The organism is Micromonospora sp. DT178 (assembly GCF_049841695.1).
GTDB lineage: Bacteria > Actinomycetota > Actinomycetes > Mycobacteriales > Micromonosporaceae > Micromonospora.
Genome location: NZ_JBNCKV010000020.1, coordinates 14026 through 28835, shown reverse-complemented (window position 1 = coordinate 28835; position 14810 = coordinate 14026). Strand labels below are relative to the sequence as shown.

The following is a 14810-nucleotide window of genomic DNA, read 5'->3' as shown; positions in this document are numbered from 1 at the left end:
GCGCTCAGGCGTCGGTGATGGCGCCCGGCAGCCGGACGGTGAACACGGTCCGGCCGGGCCGGCTGTCCAGCTCGACCGTGCCGTGGTGGGCCTCCACCACGGCGGCCACGATCGCCAGGCCCAGGCCGGTGCTGCCGTGCGCCCGGGACCGGGAGCTGTCGCCTCGGGAGAAGCGTTCGAACACCTCGGCCCGCAGCGCCGGCGGCACGCCGGGCCCGTCGTCGGCGACGCCGAGCACGGCGACGTCGCCGGTGACCCCCAGGGTGGTGGTGACGGTGGTGCCGGGCGGGGTGTGCACCCGGGCGTTGGCCAGCAGGTTCGCCAGCACCTGGTGCAGCCGGGCCGGGTCGCCGGGGACCCGGACCACGGTCTGCGGCAGGTCGAGCCGCCACCGGTGCCCCGGCCCCGCGACGTGCGCGTCGCCGACCGTGTCCACCACCAGGGCGGACAGGTCCACCGGCTCGACCACGAGCGGCCGGCCGGAGTCGAGCCGGGCGAGCAGCAGCAGGTCGTCGACGAGGCTGGTCATCCGGGCGCTCTCGGACTCGACCCGGCGCAACGCGTGGGCCACGTCGGGCGGCACCTCGTCCCGGCCGCGGCGGGCGACCTCGGCGTAACCCCGGATGGCCGCCAGCGGCGTACGCAGCTCGTGGCTGGCGTCGGCGACGAACTGGCGTACCCGGGTCTCGCTGGCCTGGCGGGCGGCGAGCGCGGCGCCGACGTGCCCCAGCATCCGGTTCAGCGCCGCGCCCACCTGCCCGACCTCGGTGCGCGAATCGGTGTCGGCGGCCGGGACCCGCACCGACAGCGCGACCTCGCCGCGGTCCAGGGGCAGCTCGCTGACCCGGCCGGCGGTGGTGGCGACCCGGCGCAGCGGGCGCAGGGTCGCGCGCACGATCAGGGCACCGGCCCCGCCGGCGACGAGCAGCCCCGCGGTCGCCACGCCGGCCTGCGCGGCGACCATCCACCAGACGGTCTCCGACACGCCTGACAGCGGCAGGCCGAGCACCCGCACGGTCCCGCCCGGAAGCTGGCGCGCCACCACCCGGTAGTCGCCGCGCTCCCCCAGCTCGCGGGTGCGGGGTCGGCCGTCCGTGGGCAGGTCGGCGAGGCCGGCCAGGTCCTCGGCGGGGACGGCGCGTTCCTGCCGGTCGGCCAGGGTCCAGGCCCGGACCACCCGGCCGTCGGCCACCTCGGCGGCGACGGTCCCCGGCGGAAGGCCCCGGGGGATGCGCGCGTCCGGCCCGCCGGGTGGCACCTCGAAGGGCGACGGCGCCCCCCGACCGGGACCGGCCCACATCGGCGTCAGCTGGTCGTCGACCCGGTCGATCAGGAACTGCCGCAGCGCGACCGTGGTGATCCCGCCGATGGCGACGCTGACCAGGGCCAGCAGGGCGACCAGGATGACCACCAGGCGGGTCCGCAGCGACACCCCGGCCAGCCGGCGGCGGAGCCGGCCGGCGGCCCGCTCACTCCGCCGGCCGGAGGACATACCCCGCGCCGCGCAGCGTGTGGATCATCGGCTTCCGGCCCGCGTCGATCTTCTTCCGCAGGTACGAGATGTACAGCTCCACCACGTTGGCCTGGCCGCCGAAGTCGTAGTTCCAGACCCGGTCGAGGATCTGCGCCTTGCTGAGCACCCGGCGCGGGTTGCGCATGAGGTAGCGCAGCAGCTCGAACTCGGTGGCGGTGAGGGTGATGGGGCAGCCGTCGCGGCGCACCTCGTGGCTGTCCTCGTCGAGGCTGAGGTCGCCGACGGTGAGCACGGCGTCGGGGCGGGCGGCGACGGCGAAGCCCGAGCGGCGCAGCAGCGCCCGCAGCCGGGCGATCACCTCCTCCAGGCTGAACGGCTTGGTGACGTAGTCGTCGCCGCCGACGGTCAGCCCGGCGATCCGCTCCTCCACCGCGTCGCGGGCGGTCAGGAAGAGCACCGGCACCGTCGGGGCCTGCTCACGCAGCCGGCGCAGCACCTGGAAGCCGTCCAGGTCGGGCAACATCACGTCGAGCACCACGGCGTCCGGCCGGAACTGCCGCGCCGCGCTCAGCGCCGACGTGCCGTCGCCCGCCGTACGCACCTGCCAGCCCTCGTAGCGCAACGCCATCGACAGCAGGTCGGCCAGGGTCGGCTCGTCGTCGACCACCAGCACCCGCACCGGCTCCCCGTCGGGGCGGCGCAGCTCGACCCGGCCCGCCCCGGCCCGCCCGTCCGTCACCATGGCCCCCATCGTGCGCCGGGCCGCTGTGCCCGGCTTGTGCGCCACCTGTGCCCCCGCTGTGCGTCGGCCGCCCCCTCCACCGCCGGGCGGCCGGCCGCCCCGACCGACGTGCGACGGGAGGTCTCACTCGGTCATGCCCACCGGGTAGGTGTGCACGAAGCGCATCGTCCAGGTGCCGCCGCCGGTGGGACGCTCGCGCCGGTAGAGGTGGTCCGGTCCGCCGGCCGTGGCCGGCCCGACGCCGTCGGGGTGGCGCAGGATCCAGTGCGCCGGCGGGGAGCCGTCCGGCTCGGCGGGCACCGCCCGGACCAGGTCGTGGGCCGGGCCGCCGACGAAGCGTACGGTCACCTCGCTCATCCGCGCGCCCGCCTTCCCGCAGTGCCGCCCCGACAGCGGCCCCGGCTCGCAAGCTACCGCAGCAGTGCCCGGCCCCGCCTGGATCCGGCAGCGGTTTGCCCTGATCGGAGCCCGGGTACCGCAGCATCGGGCGCCTGTCGAGGGACGGGCCAGGAGGCGCAGGGAGCAGTCGATGAGAACGCTGGACGGGCGGTACCGGCTCGAACAGCGCATCGGCATCGGCGGCATGTCGGAGGTCTGGCGGGCCCACGACGCGGTGCTGGACCGGCCGGTCGCGGTGAAGGTGATGTCCCCCGGGCAGGAGGGCCAGGACACCTCGGTGGAGCGCATCCGCGCGGAGGCCCGCTCCGCCGCCCGGCTGGTGCACCCGAACGTGGCCTTCGTGCACGACTTCGGCACCTGCGGGACGGGCCTCGAGGGGCAGGTGCCCTACATCGTCATGGAGTTGGCCGAGGGCGAGACGCTGGCCGCGCATCTGCGGGCCGGACCACTGGACTGGCGCATCGCCGTACGGGTCTGCGCCGAGGTGAGCGCCGCACTGGCCGCGGCCCACGCGCACGGCATCGTGCACCGCGACGTCAAGCCGGCGAACGTGATCCTGACCCCGGCCGGCGTGAAGGTGCTCGACTTCGGCATCGCCACCCCGTCCGGCACCCCGGACCGGTCGCCGGAGGGGATGGTGGTCGGCACGCCGGCCTACCTCGCGCCGGAGCAGCTGGAGCGGGCGCCCGCCACGCCGGCCGCCGACATGTACGCCCTCGGCGTCCTGCTCTACTACTGCCTGACCGGGCGGCTGCCGTACCACGCGGGCACCACGACCCAACTGCTCGGCGCGCGCCGGCGGCAACCCCCGCTGCCGCTGCCGGAGATCGAGGGGCTGCCGCCGGAGGTGGCCGACCTGTGCGCGAGCTGCCTCGCCGACGACCCGGCCGACCGACCGTCCAGCCTGATGGCGGCCCTGCTGCTGGCGGAGGCGGTGGACGCCCGGGTGTACGTGCCGCTGGGGCAGCCCACGGCGCCGCGGCAGCGCGTCGGGTCGATGTCGCCGTGGACCGAGCGGGCGGCGGCCGAGGTGACCGAGGCGGCCCCCCTTCCCGACTGGTCCACCCAGGCCGGCTGAGCCTCCTCCCGCACGCCGGCACGCCGGCGTCGTCGGCCGCTGCCCTCCGGCGTTCTCGCCCCCTCCCAGCGGTCGCCTGCGGTTTCACCGCCCGGGGGCCGGGTAGCCGGGCGGGTGAGCGACGGGAGGAACGCGATGCCGGAATCGAGCTCCTGGCTGAACGAGACGGCCACCGCGACCGCCGAGGGCGGCCACGTACGCACCGACGACGGGAGCCTGTCCACGCCCCTGGCGTCCCCACTGGCACCGCACTGCTCGGGACTGACCCCGGAGCAGCTGCTCGCCGCCGCCTTCGCGTCCTGCCTGCACCACGCGGCGGTGGAGGCGGCGGGCGAGATCACCGACGAGGCGCACACCGTGCAGGTACGCGCGGAGGCGAAGCTCGGGCGCGACGACGACGGCCGGTACCGGGCCGACGTGCACGCCTCCATCTCGTCGGCGGGACTGAGCCGCCAACAGCTCGCCGAGCTGGTCGAGCACGCCGACCGGCTGTGGCCCTTCTCCAGCGGCGACGGCAGCCGGCACCGGCTCACCGTCACCCCGGCGGAGAACGGCCGGCACTGACCGCCCGTCCGTGGCGGGCCCGGTGGCGGGACGGGACTCCGTCACCGCCGCGGGCGGCACGGCCTGCGCGTTCACCTCCGGGCCGACGGGCGGTCGTCCGGGCGGTCCGGAGTGGCCTCCACCGTTCGGTGGAGGTTCGGCTCGGCCCGCACGCGTCGGCGCAAGATCGGTTATCCGCCCGATTGCCCACTCCTTATCGGATATATACGAAAGAATAGACAAGATGAGATCGCGGCATTGATGGCCCGCCGGGCGTAATCGACCCGCAGATCGGCGCAAATTGTGGCGCATGCCACCAACCAGGCCGATGGCAAGACGCGTTCGCCTTTCTAGCCTCGGCGGGTGCACCCCGACGATCCCCTCGACCAGAAGCTGACCCAGGAACGGCCGGCCGCCCACCCGGACGATCCCGCCTCGACCGAACGGACGATCGGCCGTCATCGCGCCGCCGAGCGGCGGCGTCGCGGCCGGGCCCTGCTCGCCTCGACCCCCGTCCGGGTCGCGCTCGCCACCGGTGTGACCTGCTGCCTCGGCGTGGCCGCGTTCGCCTCCACGCGCGAGGACGCCGAAGCCGCGCGGGAACCCGTGGCCGAGGCGCTGGCCGAGCGGGCCGTCGACGACGACCGCGCCTCACGGTCCCTGGACCGGGCCGTCTCCCCCTCGCCCTCGCCCTCGCTCAGCCCCAGCCCGACGCCGAAGCCGGCCCCCTCGGCCACCCGCAAGGCCCCACGCAAGCCGGCCCCGCCGCCCCGCCCACGCCCGGTCGCCGGACTCACCCAGGCGCAGATGGACAACGCCAAGGTCATCGTCGACGTGGGCGCCGAGCTGAAGATGCCCCGCCGCGCCATGGTGGTCGCCGTGGCGACCGCGATGCAGGAGAGCCGGCTCTACAACCTCGCCAGCGACGTGCTTCCGGAGTCCAGCCGGTACCCGCACCAGGGCAGCGGCTCCGACCACGACTCCGTGGGCCTGTTCCAGCAGCGCCCGAGCAGCGGCTGGGGCACCATACGCGAGCTGATGCGCCCGTCGTACGCCGCGCGGGCCTTCTACCTGGCGCTGCGGGACGTCCCGGGCTGGCAGCAGATGAGCGTGGCCGGCGCCGCCCAGGCCGTGCAGGTCTCGGCCTTCCCCGACGCGTACGCCCAGCACGAGGAGCTGGCCACCACGGTCGTCGCCGCGCTGACCTGACGGCGCCCGCGCCGGCGCGGGTCAGCGGATCCCGGCGCGACCGCCCGGCGGCTCGCTGGAGGCGTCCGCGCCGCCACCGGCGGCGATCCGGGTCGCCGGCACCCCGTTGCCGGGCACCCCCGCCGCGGCGGTCGGGGTGTCCGCCGGGACCGGTTCGACGGTCAACCCGTCGAGGATCCGGTCCACCCGGGCCTCGCGCCTGCGCCGGGCGTACAGCGCCTCCTCGAAGTCCCGGCGGGCCTGCACGGCCTCGGCGTAGACGCGCTCGCGCACCTGCCGGGCCTCCTCCCGGGCCGCGTCGAGCTCGACCCGCGCCCGGGTCAGCAGGTCGACCGCCTCGCGGTCGGCGTCGTCCGCGCCGCGCCGGGCCCGGTCGGCGTCGCCGAGGTCCAGCCGTTCGAGCAGGCCGCGGAGCGCCGTCGCCTCGTCACGGATCTCGTCCCACTCGCGACCGGCCCTCGCGGCGCCCTCCGCCCGGGCGGCGAGCCGGGCCAACCGGACGCCGATCTGGTCCAGGCAGGAATCGACCTGCCGCTGGTCGTAGCCGGTCTCCACGACGCAGAACCTCATACTGTCGCCCCCCCAGGCAGCTGGTGTTTCCTTCCCCACCCTGGATCCTCGACGCTGGGGGCGACAGCGGAGGGGCTTCGGGAAAATTGTTCACCATGCGGACGCGCCCGGGACCGGGCGCGTCGCGGGTGCCGGCGCGCGACGCGGCGTGGACGACCCGCCCGGGCGCCTCAGGAGCGCTTCGGGAGCACGACCACCCGGCCGAAGAACTCGTCGATCCGGCGCACCACGTCGTTGAAGTCGTCCAGGTCGATCGGCTTGGTGACGTAGGCGTTGGCCTGGAGCGTGTAGCTGCCCACGATGTCCGTGTCGGCGTTGGAGGTGGTCAGCACGACGATCGGGATGGTGCGCAGGTCCTCGTCGCTCTTGACCTCGCCGAGCACCTGCCGCCCGTCCATCCGGGGCATGTTCAGGTCGAGCAGGATGACGTCCGGCCGACGGGCGTCGGTGTGCCGCCCCTCGCGGCGCAGGAACTCCATCGCCTCCTGGCCGTCGCTGACGACGTCGATGACCTTGTCGACGTCGGAGTCCGCGAGGGCCTCCTCGATCATCAACACGTCACCCGGGTCGTCGTCCACCACCAGGATGCGTACCGGACTCGGGCTGTCTGCACCCATCACTACCTGCTTCGGGTCGGTGGAACGGAGAATCGCGAGGCGCTCTGTGCCGGCGGGGAAATCTAGCCCATCAGCCGGCGGACCGCGCTGTCGGGTCGGCCCTGCCGGACTCGTGTCGCAGCACCTCGGCCAGCCCCGTCACCTGGAGCACGCGGTCGACCCGGCCGGTGGCGCCGGTCACCCGCAGCCACCCGCCGTCGGCGGCGACCCGGTTGTCGCCCCGGACGAAGGCGGCGATCCCGGTGGAGTCGCAGAAGGTCAGCTCCGTCAGGTCGACCAGCAGGCGGCGCTCGCCGGCGTCGACCAGCCGGTCGATGGCGGCGTTGAGTTCGGGCGCGGTGCTCAGGTCGAGTTCGCCGGTCAGCCGCAGGCGCGTCGCCCCGCCCTCGCGGTCGGCGTACGTGACGGTGAACGTCACCCCTGTCCCCCTCGCTCCACCGCAGGCGGATGCTTGCAGTGTGGCAAGTATAAGCAGGGGTGCCGGGCGCGGTCGCACCGGCGCTCAGCGCGACCCGGCGCCGCCCACCGTGGCCACGGACGCCCGCGCCGCCCCGAGGAACCGCGCGGCCCGGGGGAAGTCGCGCAGGACCTGACCGTAGTGTTCCAGAGTCGACCGCAGCGCGGGGGCCGGCACACCCCGGCTGGTGAGGATCTCGACCAGCCAGTCGACGAACTCGGTGAACAGCGAGCCGTCGTCGACGTAGAGCGCGGCGGCCAGGAAGTCCACGATGTAGCCGAGGTCGCTGACGGTGGAGTCCAGCTGACTGGGCGTGTAGTCCCGCGTCCCGGGGTCGCGTTCCCGCAGGTCCGCCAGCGCGCCGTCGATCAGCTCGCCGCGCCGCTTGACCAGGCTGGTGTACTCGTCGTCGGCCAGGTGGCTCAACTCCGCCGGCGGGACGCGGCGCAGCGCGCGCTCGTCGGCGACCAGGTCCGCGGCGGTCGGGGCGTCGGGCGCCCAGGCGACGCCGAGCCGCCGGGCCCAGCGTCCGTCCGCGCCGAACCCCCGGCCCCCCACCACCACGGGGACGTCCACGCGCCGGCACGCCTCGATCATGCGGTGCGCGTGCGGCAGGCGCATCGGCAGCGCACAGGCGAGCGCGACCGCGTGGGCGTCGTGCCGGTGCAGGTACGACACCAGGTGCGGGGCGGGGACGCTCGCGCCGAGGAAGGTGACCTGCCAGCCCCGCAGCCGCAGCACCTCGGCGACCAGCCGGGGCGGCAGGGCGTGCCACTCTCCGTCCATGCAGGCCACCACGACCCGGCCCCGCGTGGGGCGCGGATTCGCGTACGCCGCCACCGCCGCCACCACCCGCTCGCTGATGTGTGTCGCGGCGTGCTCCTGGGCGACGCTCCACTCGTTGCGCGCCCACCGCTCCCCCACCTCGGCCTGCGCCGGGGCGACCAGGTCGAGCAGGACGCGCTCGGCGGGCACCCCGGCCTCGAGCAGGCCGGTGGCCACCTCGATGGCGGCGTACTCGTCCGCCTCCTGGAGGCAATCCAGGTATCCGGTCCAGGCGTCGGCCGGGGTGACCCCGGTGGTCGGGGCGGCGGTCACGGTCGGGTCTCCCTCACCTCGGCGGTGCCGCTCGCGTCGGGCACCGCGTGCAGGTGCCTGGGCGTACGCCCGCCCGGACCGGTCGCGCGCAGCGCGAGCACGGCGATGTCGTCATGGTCGCCGTGGGCCAGCCAGTCGCAGGTCACCTGCTCGACGCGCTCGGCCAGGGCGGGCGCGGGCATCCGCTGGCAGCCGGTGACCGCGTGCACCAACCGTTCCGTGCCGAACTGCTCGTTGCCGCGGCGGCCCCCGCGCGCCTCGGTGACCCCGTCGCTGTAGAGCAGGCAGGTCTCGCCCGGCTCCAGCCGGACGGTCACCTCCCCGATCCGGGGATCGGGGACCACGCCGACCAGCATGCCCGACAGCGGGACCGGCTCGACCTCGCCGGAGCCGCGCAGCACCAGCGGCGGCAGGTGACCGCCGCCGGCCAGGGTCAGGGTCAGGCCACCCTCACGGTGCGCGCGGACCACTCCCAGCACCATGGTCGCGAATCGCCCCTGCCCCTGCGCCTGGCTGGTCTCCAGCAGCGCGTCGTTGAGCAGCTTCAGCAGGCGCCCCGGCTGCGACTCGACCCGGTGCAGCGCCTGAAGGCACTGACGCAGCTGGCCGGTGAAGACCGCGGCCTCGACGCCCTTGCCGGAGACGTCGCCCAGGAAGAACACGGAGCCGCCGTCGGCCAGCCGGTGCGAGCCGTAGAAGTCGCCACCGATGCGCAACCCGGCCTGGGCCGGCCGGTAGGCGGTGCCCCACTGCACCCCGGTCGCCTCGGCCGGCTCCACCGGCACCAGGCTCGCCTGGAGCGTGTCGGCGACCTCGGCCTGGTCGCGGTAGAGCAGCGCCGTGGTCAGCGCCGCCCCCGCCCGGGCCGCGAAGGCACGGGCCAGGTCCACGTCGGCCTCGTCGTACCAGCGGTCGACGCGCCGCGCGACCAGCAGCACGCCGGCCGGGGCGTCGCGACCGGGCAGCGGCAGCACCCGCGCGCAGGCCTCCGCCGGGGTCAGCCCGGGCAGCCAGCCGGCCTCCACGGCCTGCTCCGCCAGCCAGTCGACGGTGTGCGGTTCCACGCCGTCCAGCCCCCCGGTGATCGCCGCGGGCAGGTCGGCGGCAGGCAGGACGCCGCTGTCCACCACCGGGGCGTCGTCGTCGCTGCGGGCGGCCCGCCACCAGCGGGCCCGACCGGAGCGGGGTGCCAGCACCAGCACCGCCACCTCGGCCAGCGTCGGCACGGCGAGGCGGACCACCGCCGCGGCGGCCCGGTCCGGGTGCAGGGGATTGCCGAGCTTCTCGCCGACGACCGCCAGGAACGCCGAGCGGGCCCGCTCGGCGAGCAGGGCGTCGGCGCGGGTGACGCTCTCGGTGACGTCCTCGACATACCAGCAGCAGCGGGCGGCCGACAACGGCACCCGGCGCGCGCGCAGCCGACGGCCGTGGTGGGTGAACTCGCCGTCGACGGTAAGCCCCGAGACACCGGCCGCCGCGAGCAGCTCGCCCGGGGTGACCTCGGGCAGCAGCCGCTCGGCCACCGGGCTGACGTGCCGGACGACGCCTTGCGCGTCGCAGACGACCAGGCCCTCGCGGAAGTGCTCGACGACCTCGGACCAGTCGGGCGTGGAGTGCTCCCGGTCGGCCGCGAGCGCGGGGAGCGCGGAGGCCGGGCGTGCCGGGGTGCCGGCGGACCACGCCGTGGCCCGTGCGGCACTCGGCGTGGAGATCCGCCCGTCGCCGGGATCCCAGTCCCGGACGTCCGCAGCAGTCACCAGCTAAGCCCCACTCCTTGTCGACACCCGTACCACCGCGAGGTGGCACATGTGGTCAGATCTCTGGCACCCACCCTACGCCCGTGTGCCGCGAACGCCACCCGACGCCCGTCGTGCGGTCGGCGGTCGCGTGCCGGGCGGGACCCGCCCCGCGTTGTTACGATCCCCTCACCCCCGCCCCTCGGCGGCCGGCGAAAGGGCGTGATCGTTGCTGTCCCATCGGAGCCAACCCGAGGCGACTCCGTTGAGCATGACCGTCGACCGGTCCGATCCGGCCGCACCGCTCATCCGGGTCGGGGGCGACCTCGCCTACACCACCGCCGGGCCGCTGCGCGCCGAGGTAGACCGGGTGCTCGCGGAGGCTCCGGCGGCCCTCGTCCTCGACTTCTCCGGCCTGCTCTTCATCGACAGCACCGGCCTGGGGGTGATCGTGCACGCGTGGCGCGAGGGGCAGCAGTGCGGCACCGCCCTCCGGCTGCGCGCCGTGCCCCGGTTCCTGGAGACGATCCTCGACATGACCGGCGTCACGGGCCTGCTCGCCCGGCCGCTCGGTGAGGGCCTGGCGGCGGCGGAGGGTGCCGCCGGGCGTTCCGCCGGCACGGCCTGACGCGCTCCGCCCGCCCCCGGCTTTGCACCCGGCCCCGCGACTGGGAACATGGGCGGATGGCCGCTCAGCTGTTGACCATCGAGGTGACCCGGCTCGACGCCGGGCGCGCCCGGCTCCGGCTGTCCGGTGAGCTGGACTTCGACACCGCCCCGCAGCTCGTCGCCGCCGCAGCCGAGCTGCGCCGCGACGGCTACCAGGAACTCCTGTTCGACCTGAGCGCGGTCAGCCTGTGCGACTCGTCCGGGCTCAGCGCGTTCCTGACCGCCCATCACGGCGGCACGGGCGCGGTCCGACTGGCCGGGGTCAATCCCCAGCTCCAGCAGCTGCTCGACCGCACCGGCCTGGCCGAGCTGCTCGCGGTGGAAGGCGCCAGCGACGGCGCCGCCCGCCGGGCGGGCTGAGTCCGGCCCGCTCCGCACGGGCGAGGGGTGGCCCCCGACCCTGGGACCAGGGGCCGGGGGCCGGAGTGAGGATCAGGGTGCGGTGAGCGGTTGCAGCCGGGGTCCGGTCGTTCGCCGCTGCCCCGTCGACGGCGGCTCGGCGTCCTCCGGCGGCCCGGAATCGGGAGTCTGGAAGAGATAACGGACGAACACCCCACCCGCCTCGTTGTCGTCCGCTCCGGGCCACTGCCCGATGCAGTCCACCCCGACCACCTCGCGACCCGAGCCGTCGCCCTCCTCCAGCAGCGCCCACAGGCTCACCGGGTAGCAGCGGGTGTCCTCGGCCGAGAGGCGCCAGCGGGCGTACCAGCCGGGCCGGGCGGGAACGATCTCGACGATTCTCTTCATCACGACCTGTCCTTCCGCGTTCTCGGAAGTTCTCCGGTCCGCTGCGATCGTCGGCTCCCGCCGGGTGACCGCCCCTCACCCCCGCCGGATGAAGCTGTCCCGCCGCCCGCCCGGGCGTCGCCGGCCCGGCCGCCGGCGTCCGTTTCGGTGCCGGCGACGACGGGAAGGCGACCGGTGGAAGCGAGGGAACACCAGCGGAAGCGAGGTGTCACCATGCGCAAGCAGATGGAGGGCGACAACCAGCGTCGCCGCGCGCTGGCCCGCCAGGCCCGCGAGCGCGGCATGCAGGCCAGCGAGACGGGGGCCAGCCTGAGCGCCTCCAAGCAGCTCACCCACCTGGAGCAGGGCAAGCGCGCCGGTCCGCCGCCGGCCGGCAGCCGCCACAAGCCGGACAGCACCCGGGGCGGGCCGGCACCGCCACCGGCGGGCGTCGCGGAGTCCCCCCGCCCCCTGCCCGACCAGGGCGCGGGCGCGCCGGAGGGGACTCCGCTGGGCTACCACGCGCTCGTCGACGACGTCGTCCGCCGGACCGGGGCCGACTTCCGGACCGCCAAGGTGGGCGTCGAGTCGACCGTGCTGGTGCTGGCCTTCGCCCTCGGCGAGGCGGAACGCCGGCGGCTGCTGGCGGCGGTGCCGACGAAGCTGCACGACGTCCTCCCGGTGGACGGCATCAGGCGACGCCCGGACCTGCCCGGCTTCCTGGCCGAGGTGGGCCGGATCAGCGGCCGTACGCCGGAGCAGGCCCGCTACCAGGCGGAGGCGACCGTGGCGGCGCTGGCCGACCACGACGGCGACCTGATCGAGTCGCTGCACGTGCCGGACGGCCTGCGTGACCTGCTGGAGCCGCCGTCCGTCGGCGGCGGGGTGGTCGGCGCGGTCAGCGCGACACCCCCGCTGCGCGACACGGACCTGCGGGAGGCGCTCAGCGAGCTGCCGTACTGGTCCGGCGACGGCGAGGCACTGTCCCGCACGCTGGAACTGCCGGCGGACAACCTCGACCGGGTGCTGGACCGGATCGACCGGCTGCGGCAGGAGACCGGTCGCGGCCCGCGCATCGGCCGCCCCGACCCGACCACCGCCGTGCTGACCGTACGGTCCCGGCAGGCCGGCGCGGTGACCGCGATGGACGTGGACCTCGCCCACGCCGTCGACGACGCGATCGACGAGGCGGGCGCGGGGATGGCGGCCGGCTGACCGGCGCACGGGCCGGCGGGCGCCCACCCGCCGGCCCACCCCGGCTCGGCTAGCCTGCCGGGGTGGACCCCTCCGACGCGCCCCGGCTGGAGCTGGTCGTCGACCCGGCCCGCCCCACCGGGCGTACGCTCCTCGCCGCCGGCGTCGAGCAGTCCTACGTGGACGTGGCCGACCCCCGGCACCTGCACTTCGAGTACGTGCGGCGGATGGCCGCCGTGGCCGACCTGGCGGCGCCGCCCGGCCGCCCGCTGGACGTGCTGCACCTGGGCGGCGGCGCGCTGACCCTGCCCCGCTACGTGGCCGCCACCCGGCCCGGCTCGCCGCAGCTGGTCGTGGAACGCGATCCCGCCGTGGTCGACCTGGTGGCGCGGCACCTGCCCGCGCTGCCCGCCGGCGTCGACGTGCGGGTGGCCGACGCCCGGGACGCGGTGACCCGGGCGCCCTCGGCCGGCTACGACCTGGTGCTCGCCGACATCTACCGGGCGGCGCGGATGCCCGCCCACGTGCGCAGCGTCGAGTTCGTCACCGAGGTGGCCCGGACGCTGCGCCCCGACGGCGTACTCCTGGTCAACGTGACCGACCTGCCGCCGCTGGTCTTCGCCCGGGTCCAGGCGGCCACCCTGCGGGCGGTCCTCGCCGACGTCTGCCTGGTCGCCGACCGCCGGATGCTGCGCGGGCGGCGGTACGGCAACGTGGTGTTCGCCGCCGCGCCGCGCCCCGGGCGGCTGCCGGTGGCCCGGTTGTCCGCCCGGGTCGCCCGGGATCCGGTGCCCGGCGGGGTGCTGCACGGGGCGGCCCTGGACGCGTTCGTCGCCGGCGCCCGTCCCGCCACCGACGCCGCCCTCGCCACGCGCTGAGGCGGCCCTGCCCCGCGACTCTCGGCGGGACTTCCGTTCGCACACACGCACCGGGCTCCACGGCGGCGGGCGCCAGGTTCAACGTCTCCTCGCCCCCGTCGACGGCGGGTCAGCGCGCCCGGACGGCCACCTCCGGCGAGGAACTCTCCAGCGGCACGGCGTTGGCCGGGACCAGGCCGAGCTGCACGGCCGGGCGCGGCAGCGCGGCGTCGAGCATCCAGTCGGCGCCCACCCGGATCCGGTTGCCCGGCATCGCCAGCAGGTGGTAGCCGCGGGTGACCGCCTTGGCGGGCAGCCCGGACAGCGACACCTTCAACGGGTTCGCCGCCGCGTCCTTGCCCCCCAGGTCGACCACCCAGCCCAGGTCGTGGTGCTTGTACGGCCTGCGCTTCCCCTGCCCGTACGAGGCGGCGATGTTGTGCGCGGCCAGCTTGCCCTGCCGCTGCGCGTGCTGCGCCGTCATGGTGCAGATCTGCCCGGGCCGGGTCAGGTCCGGCACGGCGGCCGCGTCGCCGCAGGCGTACACCTCGGGGAAGCCGGGGACGCTGAGGAACTCGTCGACGACCAGGCGGCCCCGCTCGGTGCGCAGTCCCAGCTCGGCGACGAACGGGTCGGGACGCACGCCGACGCACCAGACCAGGGTGCAGGTGGGCACGTAGTCGCCGTCGGTGAGCGTCACCCCGTCGGCGGTCGCCACGGCCACCGAGGTGCCCATCCGCACGTCCACGCCCCGGCGACGCAGCACCCGGTCGGCGGTCTCCGACATCCGCTGGTCCAGCTCCGGCAGCACCCGGGGCGCGACGTCGAGCAGCAGCCACTTCGGCCGGATCTTGAGTCGGGGGCGCTGGGAGACCAGCTCGTCGGTGAAGAGCTGGCCGTGCGCGGCCACCTCGGTTCCGGTGTAGCCGGCGCCGACGACCACGAAGGTGGCGCGCGCCTGCTGCTCGGCCGGGTCCTCGGTCTGCTCGGCCAGCTCGATCTGCCGGATCACGTGGTCGTGCAGGTATAGGGCCTCCGGCAGGCCGCGGAAGCCGTGGGCGTACTCGGTCACGCCGGGAATCGGCAGCAGCTTGTTGACGCTGCCGACGGCCAGCACCAACCGGTCGTACGCGATCCGGTTACGGTCCCCCTCCGGCTGGGTGAAGCCGACCCAGCGGTTCTGCAGGTCGACGTGGTCGGCCTCGCCGATCAGCACCCGCACCCCGTCGAGCGTCCCGGTCAGCGGCACGGAGATCCGCCGGGGCTCGACCACGCCGGCGGCCACCTCGGGCAGCAGCGGCAGGTAGAGGAAGTAGTCGGTGGAGTTCAGCACCACGATCTCGGCCCGACCCCGGGCCAGCCGGCTCAACGTCTTCGCCGCGTGGTAACCGGCGAACCCGGCCCCCACGATCACCACACGAGGTTTCGTCATTGCGGCCCC

The 14810-nt window shown here is 75.5% G+C and carries 17 protein-coding genes; 7 read left to right on the top strand and 10 right to left on the bottom strand.

All coding sequences use genetic code 11. From position 1 onward, the window contains the following. Positions 1 to 4: 4 nt before the first annotated feature. The 3 genes from ACLQ22_RS27740 to ACLQ22_RS27730 form a co-directional block, all read right to left on the bottom strand. Entirely contained in the window at positions 5 to 1492 is a 1488-nt protein-coding gene (locus ACLQ22_RS27740; protein WP_425694890.1) for a sensor histidine kinase, read from the bottom strand. After that, the gene (locus ACLQ22_RS27735) at positions 1470 to 2216 is read right to left on the bottom strand and encodes a response regulator transcription factor (protein ID WP_425694889.1); all 747 of its coding nucleotides are present in this window, start codon (positions 2214 to 2216) and stop codon (positions 1470 to 1472) included. The genes ACLQ22_RS27740 and ACLQ22_RS27735 overlap by 23 nt, the downstream gene beginning before the upstream one ends. A 123-nt stretch (positions 2217 to 2339) precedes the next feature. Continuing rightward, on the bottom strand, positions 2340 to 2573 hold the full coding sequence (locus tag ACLQ22_RS27730; RefSeq protein WP_425694888.1) for a hypothetical protein: 234 nt from the start codon (positions 2571 to 2573) through the stop codon (positions 2340 to 2342). A gap of 172 nt (positions 2574 to 2745) precedes the next feature. Here ACLQ22_RS27730 and ACLQ22_RS27725 point away from each other — a divergent pair, with 172 nt between their 5' ends. From ACLQ22_RS27725 to ACLQ22_RS27715, 3 genes are all read left to right on the top strand, one after another. Beyond that, positions 2746 to 3693, top strand: a complete 948-nt coding sequence (locus tag ACLQ22_RS27725; RefSeq protein ID WP_425694887.1) for a serine/threonine-protein kinase — start codon at positions 2746 to 2748, stop codon at positions 3691 to 3693. 135 nt (positions 3694 to 3828) lie between these two features. Beyond that, positions 3829 to 4257: an OsmC family protein gene (locus ACLQ22_RS27720; protein WP_121397895.1), complete on the top strand. Its 429-nt coding sequence runs from the start codon at positions 3829 to 3831 to the stop codon at positions 4255 to 4257. A gap of 342 nt (positions 4258 to 4599) precedes the next feature. Then, complete coding sequence (locus tag ACLQ22_RS27715; protein ID WP_425694886.1) at positions 4600 to 5445, top strand: hypothetical protein; 846 nt, start codon at positions 4600 to 4602, stop codon at positions 5443 to 5445. A 21-nt stretch (positions 5446 to 5466) separates the two neighbouring features. Here ACLQ22_RS27715 and ACLQ22_RS27710 read toward each other — a convergent pair whose 3' ends face one another. From ACLQ22_RS27710 to ACLQ22_RS27690, 5 genes are all read right to left on the bottom strand, one after another. Next, complete coding sequence (locus ACLQ22_RS27710) at positions 5467 to 6015, bottom strand: ATPase (protein ID WP_425694885.1); 549 nt, start codon at positions 6013 to 6015, stop codon at positions 5467 to 5469. 170 nt (positions 6016 to 6185) lie between these two features. Continuing rightward, positions 6186 to 6632, bottom strand: a complete 447-nt coding sequence (locus ACLQ22_RS27705) for a response regulator (protein ID WP_121397893.1) — start codon at positions 6630 to 6632, stop codon at positions 6186 to 6188. A gap of 70 nt (positions 6633 to 6702) precedes the next feature. Continuing rightward, a complete protein-coding gene (locus ACLQ22_RS27700; RefSeq protein WP_121397892.1) occupies positions 6703 to 7050 on the bottom strand; it encodes an STAS domain-containing protein in 348 nt (115 codons plus the stop codon). Between the two features lie 84 nt (positions 7051 to 7134). After that, positions 7135 to 8187, bottom strand: coding sequence for a cobalamin B12-binding domain-containing protein (locus tag ACLQ22_RS27695; RefSeq protein ID WP_425694884.1), 1053 nt, complete (start codon positions 8185 to 8187; stop codon positions 7135 to 7137). Next, on the bottom strand, positions 8184 to 9944 hold the full coding sequence (locus tag ACLQ22_RS27690; protein WP_425694883.1) for a SpoIIE family protein phosphatase: 1761 nt from the start codon (positions 9942 to 9944) through the stop codon (positions 8184 to 8186). The genes ACLQ22_RS27695 and ACLQ22_RS27690 overlap by 4 nt, the downstream gene beginning before the upstream one ends. Positions 9945 to 10194: 250 nt before the next feature. Here ACLQ22_RS27690 and ACLQ22_RS27685 point away from each other — a divergent pair, with 250 nt between their 5' ends. Both ACLQ22_RS27685 and ACLQ22_RS27680 read left to right on the top strand, forming a co-directional pair. Continuing rightward, on the top strand, positions 10195 to 10551 hold the full coding sequence (locus ACLQ22_RS27685; RefSeq protein WP_425694970.1) for an STAS domain-containing protein: 357 nt from the start codon (positions 10195 to 10197) through the stop codon (positions 10549 to 10551). Between the two features lie 56 nt (positions 10552 to 10607). Next, on the top strand, positions 10608 to 10952 hold the full coding sequence (locus ACLQ22_RS27680) for an STAS domain-containing protein (RefSeq protein ID WP_425694882.1): 345 nt from the start codon (positions 10608 to 10610) through the stop codon (positions 10950 to 10952). Between the two features lie 72 nt (positions 10953 to 11024). On the opposite strand, the gene ACLQ22_RS27675 is transcribed toward ACLQ22_RS27680, so the two are convergent. Continuing rightward, a complete protein-coding gene (locus ACLQ22_RS27675) occupies positions 11025 to 11339 on the bottom strand; it encodes a hypothetical protein (protein WP_121397887.1) in 315 nt (104 codons plus the stop codon). 213 nt (positions 11340 to 11552) lie between these two features. Here ACLQ22_RS27675 and ACLQ22_RS27670 point away from each other — a divergent pair, with 213 nt between their 5' ends. Continuing rightward, entirely contained in the window at positions 11553 to 12533 is a 981-nt protein-coding gene (locus ACLQ22_RS27670; RefSeq protein WP_425694881.1) for a DUF2267 domain-containing protein, read from the top strand. 62 nt (positions 12534 to 12595) lie between these two features. Next, positions 12596 to 13390 carry a spermidine synthase gene (locus ACLQ22_RS27665; RefSeq protein WP_425694880.1) on the top strand — a complete coding sequence of 265 codons (795 nt, stop codon included), beginning with the start codon at positions 12596 to 12598 and terminating at the stop codon, positions 13388 to 13390. 109 nt (positions 13391 to 13499) lie between these two features. Here the strand turns inward: ACLQ22_RS27665 and ACLQ22_RS27660 are convergent, their stop codons facing one another. Continuing rightward, positions 13500 to 14801: an NAD(P)/FAD-dependent oxidoreductase gene (locus ACLQ22_RS27660; protein ID WP_425694879.1), complete on the bottom strand. Its 1302-nt coding sequence runs from the start codon at positions 14799 to 14801 to the stop codon at positions 13500 to 13502. Positions 14802 to 14810: the final 9 nt, after the last annotated feature.